This window comes from Streptomyces tendae (genome assembly GCF_008632955.1).
Lineage (GTDB): Bacteria > Actinomycetota > Actinomycetes > Streptomycetales > Streptomycetaceae > Streptomyces.
In genome coordinates, this window is the sequence record NZ_CP043959.1 from 5,005,788 (window position 1) to 5,022,193 (window position 16,406).

Consider the following 16,406-nt stretch of genomic DNA (forward strand, 5'->3'; position numbering starts at 1 on the left):
ACCGGCCGGACGGAGGCGGTCACGGGACCGGCCGCTTCCGTCGGCCGCTCGCGCGGGCGGATCGCCGCTCGCGCGGCGCCCGCCCGCGGGCTAACCCCCCTGCTGCGACCGCGCCTTGAACGCGGCCTTCCGCGCTTCCTTCGCGATCTTTTTGTCGGAGTGCAGGCGCCCCATCGCCTCCAGGACGTCCGCCGTGGCGGGATGCTCCACCCGCCAGGCCGTGTCGAAGAAGCCGCTGTGCTGCCGGGCCAGCCCCTCCACCAGGGACCGCAGTTCCTCCGAGTTGCCCTCGGCGGCGAGCTGCGCGGCCACCGTGTCGATGGTCAGCCAGAAGATCATCGCCTCGGACGGCGGCGGCACGTCCCCGGCCCCGTGCTCGGCGAGCCACACCCGCGCCAGACCGCCCAGTTCGGCGTCGTCCAGCACCTCCCGCAGCGCGGGCTCGGCCGCGGCGCCCACCAGCGACAGCGCCTGCTGGCAGCGCAGCCGGCGCAGGGGCGCGCCCTCGTCCGCGCCGCGCGCCGCGGCCAGCAGCTCCCGTGCGGCCTCCAACGGCCGGCGCCGCTCCAGCCAGCGCTCGGTCTCGGCGTGGGCGGCGACCGGCGGGAACCCGGCCGTGCCGTCGAGCAGCGCGTCGGCGCCCTTGTCGGTGAGGTCGCCGACGGCGGGCGCCTCGAAGCCCGCCTCCAGCAGCCGGGCGCGCAGCCCGTACAGGCCGAGCGGGGTCAGCCGCACCAGGCCGTAGCGGGCGACGTCCGTGTCGTCCACCGGGGCGGCGGGCTCCTCGTCGGCGTCGGCCATCAGGTCCTCGTCGACGGGCTGGTACTCCACGAGCCCGATGGGCTCCAGCATCCGGAACTGGTCGTCCAGCCGCATCATCGCGTCGGACACCTGCTCCAGGACGTCGTTGGTGGGCTCCGGCATGTCGTCGGGCACGATGACGGAGGCGGCCAGCGCGGGCAGCGGCACCGGCGCGTCGCCGGCCTTGTCCTCGCCGACGGTCAGCAGGTACAGGTTGCCGAGCACCCCGTCGAGGAACTCCGCCTCCGCCTCCGGGTTCCAGTCCAGCGCGTCGAGGTCCAGCTCGCCCGACCCCTCGCCCCCGGCGATGGCGTCGACCAGCCCGCCGAGGTCCGGCACGCTCGCGTCGCCCAGCACGGTCTCCAGCGCGCCGAGCCACACGCCCAGCACGTCCTGCGGGGACCCCTCGGTGAGCAGCGCCAGTTCCGGGCCGGTGCGGACGGTGCCCTCCTCCTCGTCGACCACCTCGACGAGCCCGGTGTCGACGGCGACCCGCCAGGCCTCACTGGCCTCGGCCGCGGCGTCCTCCCCGGTCAGCCCCAGTTCCCCGGCGGCGTCGGGGAGTTGCTCCTCCACCAGTCCGCCGCCGGCGTCCACCCGGGTCCCGGGGCCGGCCCAGCGGGCGAGCTTCGCGGCCCGGGACAGCACAGGGGTGGACAGGGCGTCGCGCGCCAGCTCCGCTTCGGGGCGCAGCCGCGCCGGGGGCAGGGTGGAGCTGTCTGACATCGGATGGTTCTCCTCGTGCCTCTTACGACTCAGCCGCTCAGCCTAGACGGATTTCCACCTATGCCGCCCACTTCCTCTCCGCGTCGGTGACCGTACATGGCCGAAACCTTGACAAGTGGCTTGGCCAGGCTGGACATTGACGCGCGTAGACAGGGTGTGTCCCGCACCCGCCCACCCTCGTTCCGGTCCCCGGAGGGAATCCCGTTGCCGAGCAAGCCGACCGCGCGTCTCGCCGCGCTCACCGTCGCCGCCGTGTGTTCCGCGGCGTCCACCGTCGTCCTCACGACGCCCGCGCACGCCGAGTCCGTGCGCATCCACGACATCCAGGGCGACACCCGCGTGTCGCCGTACGCCGGCAAGCAGGTCACGGACGTGACCGGAATCGTCACCGGCGTCCGTACCTACGGTTCGTCCCGCGGCTTCTGGATGCAGGACGCCGCCCCGGACGCCGACCCGGCCACCAGTGAGGGCGTGTTCGTCTTCACCAGTTCCACGCCGCAGGGCGTCGCGGTGGGCGACGAGGTCTCCGTCTCCGGCACGGTCACGGAGTTCGTCCCCGGCGGCGCGTCGTCCGGGAACCAGTCGGTGACCGAGATCACCAAGCCCACCGTCACGGTCGTCTCCCGGGGCAACCCGGTCCCGGCCCCGGCGACCCTCGACGCGCGCTCGGTCCCGGCCGCGTACGCGCCGAAGGGTGACCCGGCGGCCGGCGGCTCGGTCAACGCGCTGCGCCTGCGCCCGTCCGCCTACGCCCTCGACCTGTACGAGACCCTGGAGGGCATGAACGTCCGGGTGGCCGACGCCCGGGTGGTGGGCGCCACCGACCCGTACACCGAGCTGTGGGTCACGGTGAAGCCCCAGGAGAACCGCAACCGGCGCGGGGGCACGGTCTACGGCTCGTACGACGCCCAGAACACCGGCCGGCTGCAGATCCAGTCCCTGGGCAGCGCGTCCGCCTTCCCCGACGCGAACGTCGGCGACGTCCTCGCCGGCGCGACCACCGGCCCCCTGGACTACAACCAGTACGGCGGCTACACCCTGGTGGCGAGCGAGCTCGGCGCCCTGGAGTCCGGTGGCACCGAGCGCGAGACGACCCGCAGGCAGCACCGCTCCGAACTGGCGATAGCCACCTACAACGTCGAGAACCTCGACCCGTCCGACGACACCTTCGCCGCGCACGCCGACGCGATCGTGCACCACCTCTCCTCGCCCGACATCGTGTCGCTGGAGGAGATCCAGGACAACAACGGCGCCAAGGACGACGGCACGGTCGCCGCCGACGAGACGCTGGAGAAGCTGATCGACGCCGTCGAGGCGGCCGGCGGCCCGCGGTACGACTGGCGCGCCGTCGACCCGGCCGACAAGGAGGACGGCGGCGAACCGGGCGGCAACATCCGTCAGGCGTTCCTGTTCAACCCGGCCCGGGTCTCCTTCACCGACCGGCCCGGCGGCGACGCCACCACGCCGACCGACGTCGTCAAGGTCCGCGGCAAGGCCGCCCTGACCCTCTCCCCCGGCCGCGTCGCCCCGGACTCCGCGGCCTTCGAGGACAGCCGCAAGCCGCTGGCCGGCGAGTTCGTCTTCCGCGGCCGTACGGTCGTCGTCATCGCCAACCACTTCTCGTCCAAGGGCGGCGACCAGGGTCTGACCTCGCAGTACCAGCCGCCGGTGCGCGGTTCGGAGACGCAGCGCCACCTGCAGGCGCAGGAGGTCCACGACTTCGCGGCGAAGATCCTCAAGGTCCAGAAGAACGCGGCGGTCGTGGCGCTCGGCGACATCAACGACTTCGAGTTCTCCCGCACCACCGCGCTCATGGAGGGCGGCGGCACGCTCTGGTCCGCGATCAAGTCGCTGCCCGCGTCGGAGCGTTACTCCTACGTGTACCAGGGCAACAGCCAGGCGCTCGACCAGATCCTGATCAGCCCGTCCATCCGCCGCACGTGCTCCTTCGACTACGACAGCGTGCACATCAACGCGGAGTTCCACGACCAGATCAGCGACCACGACCCGCAGGTCCTGCGCTTCAAGCCGTGACGCGGGGGCGCTCGGTACCACGGCTGGAGTGCTTGGCGTCGTGACAGCGGACGGCGGGGGCACGGAGCGGCGGTTCACCGCTTCCGTGCCCCCGCCGTCACTCGCACCCGGACGGACCGGTCAGTGGTGTCGGCGCTGCACCATCACCGCACCCACCGCGAGCATCACCAGCGCGCCCGCGGCGGCCATCAGCTGCGTGCGGTGCTGCTTGCCGACCTCACCCGCGTGGGCGGCGCTGCTGCGCATCTGCACGGTCATCGCGCCGGCCCGGTCCCGCAGCTCGTCGGCGCGTGCCCGCGCCCGTGCCTTGACGTCCATCTTCCCGGCCAGCTCCTCGACGGTGTCGCCGAGTTCGTGCCGGGTCCGCTCGATCTCGCGGCGCAGCTCGTCCGGGCCCTTGGCCCCGTGCGCCGCCGCCTCGCTCGCGGCGTCCATGTGGGCTCCCGACGCGGACGTCGTGCCCCTCACGTCGTGCGTCATCGGTGCGCCCTTCCCTTGATCTCCTCGACGTCGGCCTTCACGCTGCCCAGCGTCCGCTCCGGCTTGGGAGGCGTGGCCCGGCGCAGTTGTCCGCGCCCGGTCAGCGCCAGCACGCCGGCGATCGCGAACAGCACCCCGGTGATGATCAGCGCAGCCGCCCAGAGCGGCAGCACCAGGTCCAGCGCGGCGATCCCCGTGGCGGCCAGCGCGAGGAGTCCCGCGTAACCGAACGCCCCCGCCGCTCCCAGCATCCCGCCGCCGACGCCGGCCCGGCGCCCCTTCTCCGCCAGTTCCTCCTTGGCGAGCGCCACTTCCTGCCGTGCGAGTCGCGAGATCTGTTCGGTGGCCTGTCCGACGAGCTCGCCGACGCTGTGCTCGTCACGGACGGGCCGTTGTTGGATGGTTCCGGCCACGGTGCGCCTCCTCTCGGTGGGGCCACCCGAGTACCCCCGCCCGCATCCGGCTATCCCTCAAGCAATGCTTAACCGTACCCGTCAAGACCTGTAAGTGGACCTTCATCGTCAGACGGCCGACACTACGGGCATGAGCCCTCTCGGCCGCACCCTGTGCGCGATGATCACCCCCTTCACCCCCGCCGGCGCGCTCGACCTGGACGGTGCCCGGCGCCTAGCCGACCACCTGGTCACGCAGGGCTGCGACGGCCTGGTGCTGTCCGGCACCACGGGCGAGTCCCCCACCACGACGGACGCCGAGAAGCGGTCCCTGATCGCGGCCGTACGGGAGGCCGTCGGCGGGCGCGCCACGCTGATCGCCGGTGTCGGCACGCCCGACACCGCCCACACCCTCACGCTCGCCCGCGAGGCGGAGCGGGCGGGCGCCGACGCCCTGCTCCTGACGGCCCCGTACTACAGCAGGCCCCCGCAGGACGCGATCGAGGCGCACGTCCGCGCGGTCGCGGACGCGTCGGGCCTCCCCGTGGTCCTGTACGACATCCCGGCACGCACCGGTGTGCGCATCGAGCCGGAGACCCTGTTGCACTTGGCGGGGCATCCGCGCGTCGTGGCGGTGAAGGACTGCGGCAACGACTTCCTGGCGGCGCAGAAGGTGATCTCCCGCACCGGCCTCGCGTACTACGCGGGCTGCGACGAACACAACCTGGCGCTGTACGCGGTGGGCGGCGCCGGCTGCGTGAGTACGGTGGCCAATGTGGCCCCGGCCGCGGTCCGCTCGGTCCTGGACGCCTTCGACCAGGGCGACACGGCGGGGGCCACCCGCCTCCAGCACCGGCTGACCCCGCTCATCGAGGCGATGACGGCGAGCGGCCTCCCCGGCACGGTGACGGCGAAGGCCCTGCTCCCGACGCTGGACCTTCCCGCAGGCCCGGTCCGGCCCCCTCTGCTCCCGGCCGACCTTCCGACGACCTCCGCCCTCGTCGAGACGTACGCCCGCGCGACGGCCCCCTAGGGTCTCTCGTCCGGATCATGCCGGGCTCGCGGACCCTGGCGCCGCTCCCTGTTCCGGCCTGATCCGAACGAAGGACCCTAGACCCGGCCGTCTCCCTGCGGCGGTGCGGCGGGGTTGCCGATCCCGTGCGCGGCGCCCGCCAGCGCCCCGCACAGCATCAGCACCGCGGCCACCCCCATCACTCCGACCGCGCACCGCAGTACGCCCCGGACCCACTTGTCGGTCATGACCCGTCCCGTTCGCCCCGCACGTCAGCCGCCACGCGTCTGATCGGACACTCTGTCCACCCGTTCATCGGCCAAAACGACTCCGAGGTCACGGGGAGTAACCCGTACGGGAACCAGGATGTGATCATCACAACCGACCCCGGCGGCCAACGCCAGGGCGATCTCCACTTACACCGCGCCCTAGATCTCCGGGACACCGGAGTCCTGTGCATCCTCCGGTCCGACGTCACGGAAGACGCACGTGTAGTCACCGGTGCGGACGAGGTCGTCCACGGCGTCGACCATGGCGGGGATGCCTCGGTCACGGACGATCAGCCCGTCCCAGACGTAGAAGTACCTGCCGCCCAGGCACTCACCGGTCTCCCGGCAGCGGTCCATGTCGCGGCGGACGACGTCCAAGGTGCAGATCGTCCCCGACCAGCGTTCCCCGCTGTCGAAGAGGACCCACATGTCGACGTCGTCGATCTCGTCGAGGGGTACGCCGGCGTCCGGCACGAAGCAGATCTCATAACCGTCCCGCCGCACACGGTAGAACGCCCCGTCCCACACCCGCTGGCTCCCTCCGCCGCACAAGGCCGACAGAAGCCCACGGCGGCCGAACGGGTCAGAGCCGTGGGCTTCGTCCATGTCCTCCCCAGGCCGTCCTCGGGCCGTGGGAGGGCGCCCGGTCGCTGGGACCGGCTCAGTTGTGGCTGTGCAGAACCTCGTTCAGGCCGCCCCACACCGCGTTGTTCGGGCGGGCCTCCACCGTGCCGGTGACCGAGTTGCGGCGGAAGAGGATGTTGGACGCGCCGGACAGCTCGCGGGCCTTGACGACCTGGCCGTCGGGCAGGGTGACCCGGGTGCCGGCGGTGACGTAGAGGCCGGCCTCGACCACGCACTCGTCGCCGAGGGCGATACCCACGCCCGCCTCGGCGCCGATCAGGCACCGCTTGCCGACGGAGATGCGGACGTTGCCGCCGCCGGACAGGGTGCCCATGGTGGACGCGCCGCCGCCGATGTCCGAGCCGTCACCGATGACGACACCGGCGGAGATGCGGCCCTCGACCATCGACGTGCCGAGCGTGCCGGCGTTGAAGTTGACGAAGCCCTCGTGCATCACGGTGGTGCCCTCGGCGAGGTGCGCGCCGAGGCGGACACGGTCGGCGTCGGCGATGCGCACGCCCTTGGGGGCCACGTAGTCCGTCATACGCGGGAACTTGTCGACGGAGGTCACCTGGAGGTGCAGGCCCTCCGCGCGGGCGTTGAGCCGCACCTTCTCCAGCTCGTCCACGGCGACCGGACCGAGGGAGGTCCAGGCGACGTTGGCGAGGTGGGCGAAGATGCCGTCCAGGTTCTGGCCGTGCGGCTGCACCAGGCGGTGGGAGAGCAGATGCAGGCGCAGGTAGACGTCGTGTGCGTCGATCGGCTTGGCGTCCAGCGAGGAGATGACCGTGCGGACCGCGACGACCTCGACACCGCGGCGCCGGTCCGGGCCGACCGCGGCGGTGGCGCCGCCGCCCAGCAGTTCCGCGGCCTGCTCGGCGGAGAGGCGCTCGGTGCCGGACGGGCCCGGCTCGGCGGCGAGCTCGGGGGCGGGGAACCAGGTGTCGAGGACGGTGCCGTCGGCGGCGACGGTGGCGAGGCCGGCGGCCACTGCGCCGGTGGTGCTCTGAGCAGTCGTGTCGGTCATGAGGGCAACCTAACCGGCCGGTGGCCACGGACGCGAACCGGTGCCTCCGGCATCTCAGGTGCCGGTCCCGGGACCGCGTGCGGCCCCACCGCGGCAGCCCGGGGCAGGACCCCGCGGGCGCACGCCTCGTCCCAGGGCGAGCCGGTCACAGGACCGCTGCCCACGCCGCGTCAGCGGCCGCGCCGGCACCCCGCGGGGTCACGCCCTGTCCCGAGCCGCAGGCGGTCCCGGGACCGCGTTCAGCTCGGCGGCAGCAGCCGCCCCAGCACCTCGCGGGCGTACGCCTCGTCGTAGGGCGTGCCGGTCAGCAGGACCTGGAGGCAGATGCCGTCCATCAGCGCGACCAGGGCCCGCGCCGTGACCGGGTCCGTGCGGCGGGACAGCAGTGCGGCGACGTCCTCGCACCACTCGGCGGCGACCGGACGCAGGGCCGGGCGCCGCAGCGCTGCCAGGTACAGCTCGTACTCCAGCTCCACGCCCGTCCGCTCGCCGCCCAGCCACTCCCCCATCAGCCCCGCCAGCTCGTCCGCCAGGTCGGTGCGCGGGTCCTCCAGGCCGCCCCGTGAGGCGATCACCTTGGCGAAGCCCTCGTTGGCCTGGCGCAGGGCGGCGACCATCAGCTCGTCGAGGGTATGGAAGTGGTACGTGGTGGAGCCGAGCGGCACGTCGGCCTCCCGCGCGACGGTGCGGTGGGTGAGTCCCGCGATGCCGCTGCGGCCCACCACCCGGATCGCCGCGTCGATGATCCGCTGCCGCCGTTCGGGGTCGTGCCGCCGGGCCATCAGTGCGCACCGCCCAGGTTCAGCACCACGACCCCGATGATGATCAGCGCGATCCCGGCGGCCTTGGCGACGGTCATCCCCTCGCCCAGGAAGACCATCCCGATCGTGGCGATCGCGGCGGTGCCCACGCCCGCCCAGATGGCGTAGGCGGTGCCGACGGCCACCGTGCGCAGGGTCTGCGCGAGGAGGGCGAAGGAGACGACGTAGCCGAGCACGGTCAGCAGGGAGGGCCAGAGCCTGCTGAAGCCGTCGCTGTACTTCATGGCGGTGGTGGCGCACACCTCGGCGGCGATGGCCCCGGCGAGCAGCAGGTAACCCATGTGTACGAGCGTACACAACGACGTCGTACTCCGGACATGCGAACACAAAAAGGCGACGCCCCCCGAAGGAGGCGTCGCCGTCAGTCCGTGCGGCGGGCGGAAGCAGGCTCAGACGTTGAAGCCCAGCGCCCGCAGCTGCTCACGGCCGTCGTCCGTGATCTTGTCCGGGCCCCACGGCGGCATCCAGACCCAGTTGATACGCAGCTCGCTGACCAGGCCGTCCGTGGCGGACTTGGCCTGGTCCTCGATGACGTCGGTCAGCGGGCACGCCGCCGACGTCAGGGTCATGTCGACGGTCGCCACGTTGGAGTCGTCCACGTGGATGCCGTAGATCAGGCCCAGGTTGACGACGTCGATGCCCAGCTCGGGGTCGACGACGTCCATCAGGGCCTCGCGGAGCTCCTCCTCCGAGGCCGGCTTCATCTCCACGGTCTCGCTCATGCCGTAGTCCTTTCGGCGTCGGCGCCCAGCGCCTGGGCCGTCGCGTCCTTCCACGCCATCCAGCTGAGGAGGGCGCACTTGACCCGCGCGGGGTACTTGGAGACGCCGGCGAACGCGACCGCGTCCTCCAGCACCTCCTCCATCGCGTCGTCGGGCTCGATCTTCCCCTTGGACTGCATCAGCTCCAGGAAAGTCCCCTGGATCTTCTGCGCCTCGGCGAGGTCCTTGCCGACCAGCAGGTCGTTCAGCACGGACGCGGACGCCTGGCTGATGGAACAGCCCTGCCCCTCGTAGCTGACGTCGCTGATGGTCGTGCCGTCGTACTTCACGCGCAGGGTGATCTCGTCGCCGCACGTCGGGTTGACGTGGTGCACCTCGGCGTCGCCGTCCCGGAGACCCCGCCCGTGCGGGTTCTTGTAATGGTCCAGGATGACGTCCTGGTACATGGAGTCCAGCTTCACGCCTCAGCCCCTCATCCGAAGAAGTTCCGTACGTGCTCCAGACCGTCGACCAGTGCGTCGATGTCCGCCGGCGTGGAGTACAGATAGAACGACGCTCGCGTGGTCGCGGGAATTCCGTACCGCAGGCAGACGGGACGGGCGCAGTGGTGGCCGACCCGGACCGCGATGCCCTGCTCGTCGAGGACCTGGCCCACGTCGTGCGGGTGGATGTCCCCGAGGGTGAACGAGATCGCCGCGCCGCGGTCCTCGGCCGTGGAGGGGCCGATGATGCGCAGGTCCGGCACCTCGAGCAGCCGCTTGACGGCGTACTCGGTGATGGCGTGCTCGTGCGCGAGGATCTTGTCCATGCCGATGGCCGACAGGTAGTCGATCGCCGCGCCGAGACCGACCGCCTGGGCGATCGGCGGGGTACCCGCCTCGAACTTGTGCGGGGCCGGGGCGTACGTCGACGAACTCATCGACACGGTCTCGATCATCTCGCCGCCGCCGAGGAACGGAGGCAGGTCCTCCAGCAGCTCCTGGCGGCCCCACAGGACGCCGATGCCGGTCGGGCCGCACATCTTGTGGCCGGTGAAGGCCACGAAGTCGGCCTGGAGGGCCTGCACGTCCAGCGGCATGTGCGGGGCGGCCTGGGAGGCGTCGATGCACACGAGCGCGCCGACCTCCTGGGCACGGCGCACTATCGCCTCGACCGGGTTGACCGTGCCGAGGATGTTGGACACCAGCACGAAGGAGACGATCTTCGTCTTCTCGGTGATGATCTCGTCGATGTTCGACAGGTCGAGCCGGCCGTCGTCGGTAAGGCCGAACCACTTCAGCTTCGCGCCCGTGCGCTGCGCGAGCAGCTGCCACGGCACGATGTTGGAGTGGTGCTCCATCTCCGTGATGACGATCTCGGTCTCGTGGTCCACCCGGTAGGGCTCGTCGGCCCAGCCGAGCATGTTGGCCACGAGGTTGAGCGACTCGGAGGCGTTCTTGGTGAAGATCACCTCGTCGCGCGAGGGCGCGTTGACGAACTCCGCGACCTTGTCGCGCGCACCCTCGTACAGCGCCGTGGCCTCCTCGGCGAGCACATGCACACCGCGGTGGACGTTGGCGTTGTAGCGCTCGTAGTACTCGCCGAGGGCGTCCAGCACCTGCCGCGGCTTCTGGCTGGTCGCCGCGTTGTCCAGGTACACGAGCTTGCGCCCGTCGTGGACCTGCCGGTCCAGGATGGGGAAGTCCTTGCGGATCGCCTCGGTGTCGAGGAGGCCCGGCAGCTGTGTCACTCGGATGCGCCACCCTTCGTGTCGACTCCGTCGTGCTTCGCATATGCCTCGTAGCCCTCGGCCTCCAGCTTGTCGGCGAGCTCGGGGCCGCCGGACTCGGCGATCCGTCCGGCCGCGAAGACGTGGACGTGGTCGGGCTTGATGTAGCGCAGGATGCGCGTGTAGTGCGTGATCAGCAGGGTGCCGACCTGACCGGACTCGCGGACCCGGTTGACGCCCTCGGAGACGACGCGCAGGGCGTCGACGTCCAGACCGGAGTCGGTCTCGTCAAGGATCGCGACCTTCGGCTTGAGCAGCTCCAGCTGAAGGATCTCGTGGCGCTTCTTCTCACCGCCGGAGAAGCCCTCGTTGACGTTGCGCTCGGCGAAGGCGGGGTCCATGTTGAGGCGCTCCATGGCCTCCCGGACCTCCTTCACCCAGGTGCGCAGCTTCGGGGCCTCGCCGCGGATGGCGGTGGCGGAGGTGCGCAGGAAGTTGGAGACGGAGACGCCGGGAACCTCGACCGGGTACTGCATGGCGAGGAACAGGCCGGCGCGGGCGCGCTCGTCGACGGACATCTCCAGGACGTCCTCGCCGTCGAGGGTGACGGTGCCGCCGGTGATCGTGTACTTGGGGTGACCCGCGAGGGAGTAGGCGAGGGTCGACTTGCCCGAGCCGTTGGGGCCCATGATGGCGTGCGTCTCGCCCTGCTTCACGGTCAGGTCGACGCCCTTGAGGATCTCCTTCGTGGCGTTGTCGGCCTCGACGGTGACGTGCAGGTCTCGGATTTCAAGCGTTGCCATGGGTGCCTCAGGACTCCTGGGTGAGGGAGACGAGCACGTCGTCCCCTTCGATCTTGACGGGGTAAACGGGGACGGGGCGCGTCGCCGGGAGGGCGTCGGGCTTTCCGGAACGGAGGTCGAAGCGCGAGCCGTGCAGCCAGCACTCGATGTGGCAGTCGTCGACTTCGCCTTCCGAGAGGGACACGTTCGCGTGCGAGCAGATGTCGTTGATCGCGAACACCTCGCCCTCGGTGCGCACGACGGAGACCGGCGTGCCGTCGAGTTCCACCCGCTTCGGGGTGTCCTCCTCCAGCTCGCCCAGTCCACAGACGCGTACGAAGGTCATGCGACCGCGGCCTCCAGCTCCTCCTCGATCTTGGCGATCAGGCGCTCCTCGATGTCGGGGACGCCGATCTGCTGGACGAGCTCGGCGAAGAAGCCCCGGACCACCAGGCGGCGGGCGTCCTTCTCGGGGATGCCGCGGGCCATCAGGTAGAAGAGCTGCTCGTCGTCGAAGCGGCCGGTCGCGGAGGCGTGGCCGGCGCCGACGATCTCGCCGGTCTCGATCTCCAGGTTAGGCACGGAGTCGACCCGCGCGCCGTCGGTGAGGACAAGGTTCCGGTTCATCTCGTAGGTGTCGGTGCCCTCGGCCTTGGCCTCGATGAGCACGTCGCCGATCCACACGGCGTGCGCCTCCTCGCCCTGCAGCGCGCCCTTGTAGACGACGTTGGACTTGCAGTGCGGGACGTTGTGGTCGACCAGGAGGCGGTGCTCCTGGTGCTGGCCGGCGTCGGTGAAGTACAGGCCGAACAGCTCGGCCTCGCCGCCGGGGCCCGCGTAGATGACGCGCGGGTGGAGGCGGACGACGTCGCCGCCGAAGGTGACGACGACCGACTTGAAGGAGGCGTCGCGTCCGACGAGCGCGTTGTGCTGGGCGACGTGCACGGCCTTGTCGTCCCAGTCCTGGACCGAGACCACGGTCAGCTTGGCGCCGTCCCCGAGGACGTACTCGACGTTGGCGGCGAGCACCGCGTCACCGGTGTGGTCGATGACCACGAGGGCCTCGGCGAAGGCGCCGAGCTCGATCACCTGGTGGCCGTAGGCGGTGCCGCCGTCGCCGTGCACCGCGATGCGGATCGGCTCCGTGAGGACGGTCTCCTTGGGCACGGTCACGACCGAGGCCCGGGTGAAGGCCGAGTACGCCTGGGCGGCGACGCGGTCCGCCGGGGCGCCGGTGCGGCCGAGCCGGGCGTCGTCGCGGCCGACGGTCTCGACGGTGACGCCCTCGGGCGCCTCGACGGCGATCTTGACGCCCTCGTCGGTGGCGGTGGCGGTGCCGTCGTGCAGGCCGCGCAGCCGCTCCAGCGGGGTGAACCGCCACTCCTCCTCACGGCCGTGGGGGACGGGGAAGTCCGCCACGTCGAAGGACGGGGGCGCGCTCATGCGCGTGGCGACGGTCGACTCGGCGGCGACCGCGATCGAACCGGCGGTCGTCGATCCGACCGGGATGTTCTGAGCCTCAGCCATGGCTGTCGTAGTGCTCGCTTTCCTTACGTAAGGGGCTTGACGGAACGGCGGGGCGGCCGATGGCCGCCCCTGGCCGGTGTCAGCCGACCGCGCCTTCCATCTGGAGCTCGATCAGCCGGTTGAGCTCGAGCGCGTACTCCATCGGCAGTTCCTTGGCGATCGGCTCGACGAAGCCGCGCACGATCATCGCCATCGCCTCGAACTCGCTCAGACCGCGGCTCATCAGGTAGAAGAGCTGGTCCTCGGAGACCTTGGAGACGGTCGCCTCGTGGCCCATGGACACGTCGTCCTCGCGGACGTCCACGTAGGGGTAGGTGTCCGAGCGGGAGATGGTGTCCACGAGCAGCGCGTCGCACAGCACGTTGGACTTGGCGCCGGGGGCGCCCTCGCCGATCTCGATCAGACCGCGGTAGGAGGTACGGCCGCCACCGCGCGCCACCGACTTGGAGACGATGTTGGACGAGGTGTTCGGGGCCATGTGGACCATCTTGGCGCCCGCGTCCTGGTGCTGGCCCTCGCCCGCGAAGGCGATGGACAGGGTCTCGCCCTTGGCGTGCTCGCCCATCAGGTAGACGGCCGGGTACTTCATGGTGACCTTGGAGCCGATGTTGCCGTCGACCCACTCCATGGTCGCGCCCTCGTAGGCCACGGCGCGCTTGGTGACCAGGTTGTAGACGTTGTTCGACCAGTTCTGGATGGTCGTGTAACGGCAGCGGGCGTTCTTCTTGACGATGATCTCGACGACCGCGGAGTGCAGCGAGTCCGACTTGTAGATCGGCGCGGTGCAGCCCTCGACGTAGTGCACGTAGGCACCCTCGTCGACGATGATCAGGGTCCGCTCGAACTGACCCATGTTCTCGGTGTTGATCCGGAAGTAGGCCTGGAGCGGGATCTCCACGTGCACGCCCGGGGGGACGTAGATGAAGGAGCCGCCGGACCACACCGCGGAGTTCAGTGACGCGAACTTGTTGTCGCCGACCGGGATGACCGTGCCGAAGTACTCCTTGAAGAGCTCCGGGTGCTCCTTCAGGGCGGTGTCGGTGTCGAGGAAGATGACGCCCTGCTCCTCCAGGTCCTCGCGGATCTGGTGGTAGACGACCTCGGACTCGTACTGGGCGGCGACACCGGCGACGAGGCGCTTCTTCTCGGCCTCGGGGATGCCCAGCTTGTCGTAGGTGTTCTTGATGTCCTCGGGGAGGTCCTCCCAGGACTCCGCCTGCTTCTCCGTGGAGCGCACGAAGTACTTGATGTTGTCGAAGTCGATGCCGGAGAGGTCGGAGCCCCAGTTCGGCATGGGCTTCTTCTCGAACAGGCGCAGGCCCTTGAGACGGAGCTTGGTCATCCACTCCGGCTCGTTCTTCTTCCCGGAGATGTCCCGGACGACTTCCTCGTTCAGGCCGCGTCGCGCCGACGCACCGGCCTCGTCACGGTCGGCCCAGCCGTATTCGTAGTTGCCCAGACCCTCCAGCTCGGGGTGGGCAGTCTCCGTGGGGAGAGTCATGCGGGGTTCCTCCCGGACGTGCTTGCAGATGCGTTGTGGGAAATCTTGGGGATGAACGTCGTGCAGACGCCGTCGCCGTGCGCGATCGTCGCCAGCCGCTGTACGTGCGTACCGAGAAGCTCGGCGAAAAATTCCGTCTCGGCCTCGCAGAGCTGTGGGAACTGTTCGGCGACGTGGGCGACCGGGCAGTGGTGCTGGCAGAGCTGCTCGCCGACCGGTGCGCTGCGCGCGGTGGCAGCGTACCCGTCCGCGCTGAGCGCCTTGGCCAGCGCCTCCGTCCGCTTCTCGGGCGGCACACCCTCGACCGCCTTGCGGTACGCGCCGGCCTGACCGGCGATGCGGGCGCGGGCGAACGCGGCGATCGCCTCGCCGCCGCCCTCCCGCTCCGCGATCCAGCGCAGCGCGTCCACCGCCAGTTTGTCGTAGGACTGGTCGAAGGCGTCCCGGCCGCAGTCGGTCAGGGCGAACGCCTTGGCCGGGCGCCCACGCGAGCGGGCGCCGTAGACGCGGCGGTCACGGGCCTCCACCACGTTGTCCGCGGCCAGGGCGTCCAGATGCCGGCGTACGGCCGCCTGGGTGAGCTTCAGCCGCTCGGCCAGTTCGGCGACGGTCGACGGGCCGTGATCCAGGATGGAGCGGGCGACGCGGTTGCGGGTGGACCGCTCACCGGTTGCCAGCTCCTCGTGGGACGCCTCGCCAACGTTTTTCACAACGCCATTGTTGCGTAATTCATCGGAGCCCGGCAAGCCGCGTCCTGACCGCCCCCCGTGCGCTGCGTCACTTAGGTGAACCTAATCTGACCTGCGCAAACGATCTTTGATCGATCAAACCGGGGACGCTCCCGGACACCCCGTGGACACCACCCGCACCCCCTCCGACCGGCCAGGTTGTCCGTCGGGGACCACTCGGCGCGGGTCCAGGCAAGGGCGCTTTTCCCGTCCGGGCGACTTCCCGCACCCCCCGGTCGGAGCCGCCCGGCATCTCCCTAGACTCGTGACCCATGCGAAGTGAGCCCGTGGTCCAGGTGCAGGCCCTGGTGAAGCGGTACGGCGCGAAGACCGCGGTGGACGGCCTCGACCTGGTGGCCCGGCAGGGCGTGACCGCCGTGCTCGGCCCCAACGGCGCCGGCAAGACGACCACGGTAGAGACCTGCGAGGGGTACCGGAGGCCGGACTCCGGCACGGTACGCGTCCTGGGCCTCGACCCGGTCCGCCAGACGGCGGCGCTGCGGCCCCGCATCGGCGTGATGCTCCAGTCCGGCGGCGTGTACGCGGGGGCCCGGGCGGAGGAGATGCTGCGGCACGTGGCCAAACTGCACGCGCGCCCGCTGGACGTCGACGCGCTGATCGAGCGGCTCGGCCTCGGCTCCTGCGGCCGGACCACGTACCGGAGGCTGTCCGGCGGGCAGCAGCAGCGGCTCGCGCTGGCGATGGCCGTGGTGGGCCGCCCGGAACTGGTGTTCCTGGACGAGCCGACCGCCGGCCTCGACCCGCAGGCCCGCCACGCCACCTGGGACCTGGTCCGCGACCTGCGCACCGACGGCGTCTCCGTCGTCCTGACCACGCACTACATGGACGAGGCCGAGCAGCTCGCCGACGACGTGGCGATCATCGACGCCGGCCGGGTCGTCGCCCAGGGCTCCCCCGAGGAGCTGTGCCGCGGCGGCGCCGAGAACACCCTGCGCTTCTCCGGACGGCCCGGGCTGGACGTGGCCTCCCTGCTCAAGGCGCTGCCGTCCGACGCCTCGGCCGCCGAGGTGACCCCGGGCTCCTACCGGGTCACCGGCAAGGTCGACCCGCAGCTGCTCGCCACGGTGACCTCCTGGTGCGCGCAGCACGGCGTGCTGCCGGACCGGATCTCGGTGGAGCGCCACACCTTGGAAGACGTCTTTCTGGAGCTGACCGGCAAGGAGCTGCGTTCGTGATCACGCATCACACCGGGACCGGCCGGGGGTCCGGGGGTTGTCCCCCGGGAAGGCAC

General features: G+C 71.0%; 19 protein-coding genes. 3 read left to right on the forward strand and 16 right to left on the reverse strand.

What is annotated here, in order from left to right:
• Window positions 1-90: 90 nt before the first annotated feature.
• Window positions 91-1,527 carry a hypothetical protein gene (locus F3L20_RS23080; protein ID WP_150155983.1) on the reverse strand — a complete coding sequence of 479 codons (1,437 nt, stop codon included), beginning with the start codon at window positions 1,525-1,527 and terminating at the stop codon, window positions 91-93.
• A gap of 204 nt (window positions 1,528-1,731) precedes the next feature.
• On the opposite strand from F3L20_RS23080, the gene F3L20_RS23085 reads away from it, so the two are divergent.
• Complete coding sequence (locus F3L20_RS23085; protein WP_150155984.1) at window positions 1,732-3,561, forward strand: endonuclease/exonuclease/phosphatase family protein; 1,830 nt, start codon at window positions 1,732-1,734, stop codon at window positions 3,559-3,561.
• Between the two features lie 120 nt (window positions 3,562-3,681).
• Here F3L20_RS23085 and F3L20_RS23090 read toward each other — a convergent pair whose 3' ends face one another.
• Window positions 3,682-3,996, reverse strand: a complete 315-nt coding sequence (locus tag F3L20_RS23090; protein ID WP_150155985.1) for a DUF3618 domain-containing protein — start codon at window positions 3,994-3,996, stop codon at window positions 3,682-3,684.
• Window positions 3,997-4,037: 41 nt separating this feature from the next.
• Window positions 4,038-4,454: a phage holin family protein gene (locus tag F3L20_RS23095; RefSeq protein ID WP_150155986.1), complete on the reverse strand. Its 417-nt coding sequence runs from the start codon at window positions 4,452-4,454 to the stop codon at window positions 4,038-4,040.
• A gap of 130 nt (window positions 4,455-4,584) precedes the next feature.
• On the opposite strand from F3L20_RS23095, the gene dapA reads away from it, so the two are divergent.
• Window positions 4,585-5,466: a 4-hydroxy-tetrahydrodipicolinate synthase gene (gene dapA / locus F3L20_RS23100; protein WP_150155987.1), complete on the forward strand. Its 882-nt coding sequence runs from the start codon at window positions 4,585-4,587 to the stop codon at window positions 5,464-5,466.
• Window positions 5,467-5,543: 77 nt separating this feature from the next.
• On the opposite strand, the gene F3L20_RS34080 is transcribed toward dapA, so the two are convergent.
• The 13 genes from F3L20_RS34080 to F3L20_RS23160 form a co-directional block, all read right to left on the reverse strand.
• Entirely contained in the window at window positions 5,544-5,693 is a 150-nt protein-coding gene (locus F3L20_RS34080; RefSeq protein ID WP_167534423.1) for a hypothetical protein, read from the reverse strand.
• A 180-nt stretch (window positions 5,694-5,873) separates the two neighbouring features.
• Window positions 5,874-6,242: a hypothetical protein gene (locus tag F3L20_RS23105; RefSeq protein WP_150155988.1), complete on the reverse strand. Its 369-nt coding sequence runs from the start codon at window positions 6,240-6,242 to the stop codon at window positions 5,874-5,876.
• A gap of 133 nt (window positions 6,243-6,375) precedes the next feature.
• Complete coding sequence (gene dapD / locus F3L20_RS23110) at window positions 6,376-7,365, reverse strand: 2,3,4,5-tetrahydropyridine-2,6-dicarboxylate N-succinyltransferase (protein ID WP_150155989.1); 990 nt, start codon at window positions 7,363-7,365, stop codon at window positions 6,376-6,378.
• Between the two features lie 239 nt (window positions 7,366-7,604).
• Window positions 7,605-8,147: a TetR/AcrR family transcriptional regulator gene (locus tag F3L20_RS23115; protein ID WP_150155990.1), complete on the reverse strand. Its 543-nt coding sequence runs from the start codon at window positions 8,145-8,147 to the stop codon at window positions 7,605-7,607.
• Window positions 8,147-8,467, reverse strand: a complete 321-nt coding sequence (locus tag F3L20_RS23120; RefSeq protein WP_150155991.1) for a DMT family transporter — start codon at window positions 8,465-8,467, stop codon at window positions 8,147-8,149. Before F3L20_RS23120 ends, F3L20_RS23115 begins: the two co-directional genes overlap by 1 nt.
• A gap of 108 nt (window positions 8,468-8,575) precedes the next feature.
• A complete protein-coding gene (locus F3L20_RS23125) occupies window positions 8,576-8,908 on the reverse strand; it encodes a metal-sulfur cluster assembly factor (protein ID WP_004989638.1) in 333 nt (110 codons plus the stop codon).
• Window positions 8,905-9,369: a Fe-S cluster assembly sulfur transfer protein SufU gene (sufU, locus tag F3L20_RS23130; RefSeq protein WP_093546387.1), complete on the reverse strand. Its 465-nt coding sequence runs from the start codon at window positions 9,367-9,369 to the stop codon at window positions 8,905-8,907. The genes F3L20_RS23125 and sufU overlap by 4 nt, the downstream gene beginning before the upstream one ends.
• Before the next feature lie 11 nt (window positions 9,370-9,380).
• A complete protein-coding gene (locus F3L20_RS23135) occupies window positions 9,381-10,637 on the reverse strand; it encodes a cysteine desulfurase (protein WP_145825150.1) in 1,257 nt (418 codons plus the stop codon).
• Window positions 10,634-11,419: a Fe-S cluster assembly ATPase SufC gene (gene sufC, locus F3L20_RS23140; protein ID WP_150155992.1), complete on the reverse strand. Its 786-nt coding sequence runs from the start codon at window positions 11,417-11,419 to the stop codon at window positions 10,634-10,636. Before sufC ends, F3L20_RS23135 begins: the two co-directional genes overlap by 4 nt.
• Before the next feature lie 7 nt (window positions 11,420-11,426).
• Window positions 11,427-11,744, reverse strand: a complete 318-nt coding sequence (locus F3L20_RS23145; protein WP_024887259.1) for a non-heme iron oxygenase ferredoxin subunit — start codon at window positions 11,742-11,744, stop codon at window positions 11,427-11,429.
• On the reverse strand, window positions 11,741-12,925 hold the full coding sequence (gene sufD, locus F3L20_RS23150; protein ID WP_150155993.1) for a Fe-S cluster assembly protein SufD: 1,185 nt from the start codon (window positions 12,923-12,925) through the stop codon (window positions 11,741-11,743). The genes F3L20_RS23145 and sufD overlap by 4 nt, the downstream gene beginning before the upstream one ends.
• A gap of 79 nt (window positions 12,926-13,004) precedes the next feature.
• Window positions 13,005-14,426: a Fe-S cluster assembly protein SufB gene (gene sufB / locus F3L20_RS23155; protein ID WP_145825154.1), complete on the reverse strand. Its 1,422-nt coding sequence runs from the start codon at window positions 14,424-14,426 to the stop codon at window positions 13,005-13,007.
• Window positions 14,423-15,136: a helix-turn-helix transcriptional regulator gene (locus F3L20_RS23160; protein ID WP_150155994.1), complete on the reverse strand. Its 714-nt coding sequence runs from the start codon at window positions 15,134-15,136 to the stop codon at window positions 14,423-14,425. The genes sufB and F3L20_RS23160 overlap by 4 nt, the downstream gene beginning before the upstream one ends.
• A gap of 290 nt (window positions 15,137-15,426) precedes the next feature.
• Here F3L20_RS23160 and F3L20_RS23165 point away from each other — a divergent pair, with 290 nt between their 5' ends.
• Window positions 15,427-16,350 (forward strand): ABC transporter ATP-binding protein, encoded by a 924-nt coding sequence (locus tag F3L20_RS23165; RefSeq protein ID WP_150155995.1) that lies wholly within the window; start codon window positions 15,427-15,429, stop codon window positions 16,348-16,350.
• Window positions 16,351-16,406: the final 56 nt, after the last annotated feature.

What these genes read in the sequence shown, in the direction of transcription:
- F3L20_RS23115 (WP_150155990.1), bottom strand. Translation starts at nt 8,147, where the DNA reads ATGGCCCGGCGGCACGACCCCGAACGGCGGCAGCGGATCATCGACGCG.
- dapD (WP_150155989.1), bottom strand. Translation starts at nt 7,365, where the DNA reads ATGACCGACACGACTGCTCAGAGCACCACCGGCGCAGTGGCCGCCGGC.
- F3L20_RS23090 (WP_150155985.1), bottom strand. Translation starts at nt 3,996, where the DNA reads ATGGACGCCGCGAGCGAGGCGGCGGCGCACGGGGCCAAGGGCCCGGAC.
- F3L20_RS34080 (WP_167534423.1), bottom strand. Translation starts at nt 5,693, where the DNA reads ATGACCGACAAGTGGGTCCGGGGCGTACTGCGGTGCGCGGTCGGAGTG.
- sufD (WP_150155993.1), bottom strand. Translation starts at nt 12,925, where the DNA reads ATGGCTGAGGCTCAGAACATCCCGGTCGGATCGACGACCGCCGGTTCG.
- F3L20_RS23120 (WP_150155991.1), bottom strand. Translation starts at nt 8,467, where the DNA reads ATGGGTTACCTGCTGCTCGCCGGGGCCATCGCCGCCGAGGTGTGCGCC.
- sufB (WP_145825154.1), bottom strand. Translation starts at nt 14,426, where the DNA reads ATGACTCTCCCCACGGAGACTGCCCACCCCGAGCTGGAGGGTCTGGGC.
- F3L20_RS23080 (WP_150155983.1), bottom strand. Translation starts at nt 1,527, where the DNA reads ATGTCAGACAGCTCCACCCTGCCCCCGGCGCGGCTGCGCCCCGAAGCG.
- F3L20_RS23165 (WP_150155995.1), top strand. Translation starts at nt 15,427, where the DNA reads ATGCGAAGTGAGCCCGTGGTCCAGGTGCAGGCCCTGGTGAAGCGGTAC.
- sufC (WP_150155992.1), bottom strand. Translation starts at nt 11,419, where the DNA reads ATGGCAACGCTTGAAATCCGAGACCTGCACGTCACCGTCGAGGCCGAC.
- dapA (WP_150155987.1), top strand. Translation starts at nt 4,585, where the DNA reads ATGAGCCCTCTCGGCCGCACCCTGTGCGCGATGATCACCCCCTTCACC.
- F3L20_RS23145 (WP_024887259.1), bottom strand. Translation starts at nt 11,744, where the DNA reads ATGACCTTCGTACGCGTCTGTGGACTGGGCGAGCTGGAGGAGGACACC.
- F3L20_RS23125 (WP_004989638.1), bottom strand. Translation starts at nt 8,908, where the DNA reads ATGAGCGAGACCGTGGAGATGAAGCCGGCCTCGGAGGAGGAGCTCCGC.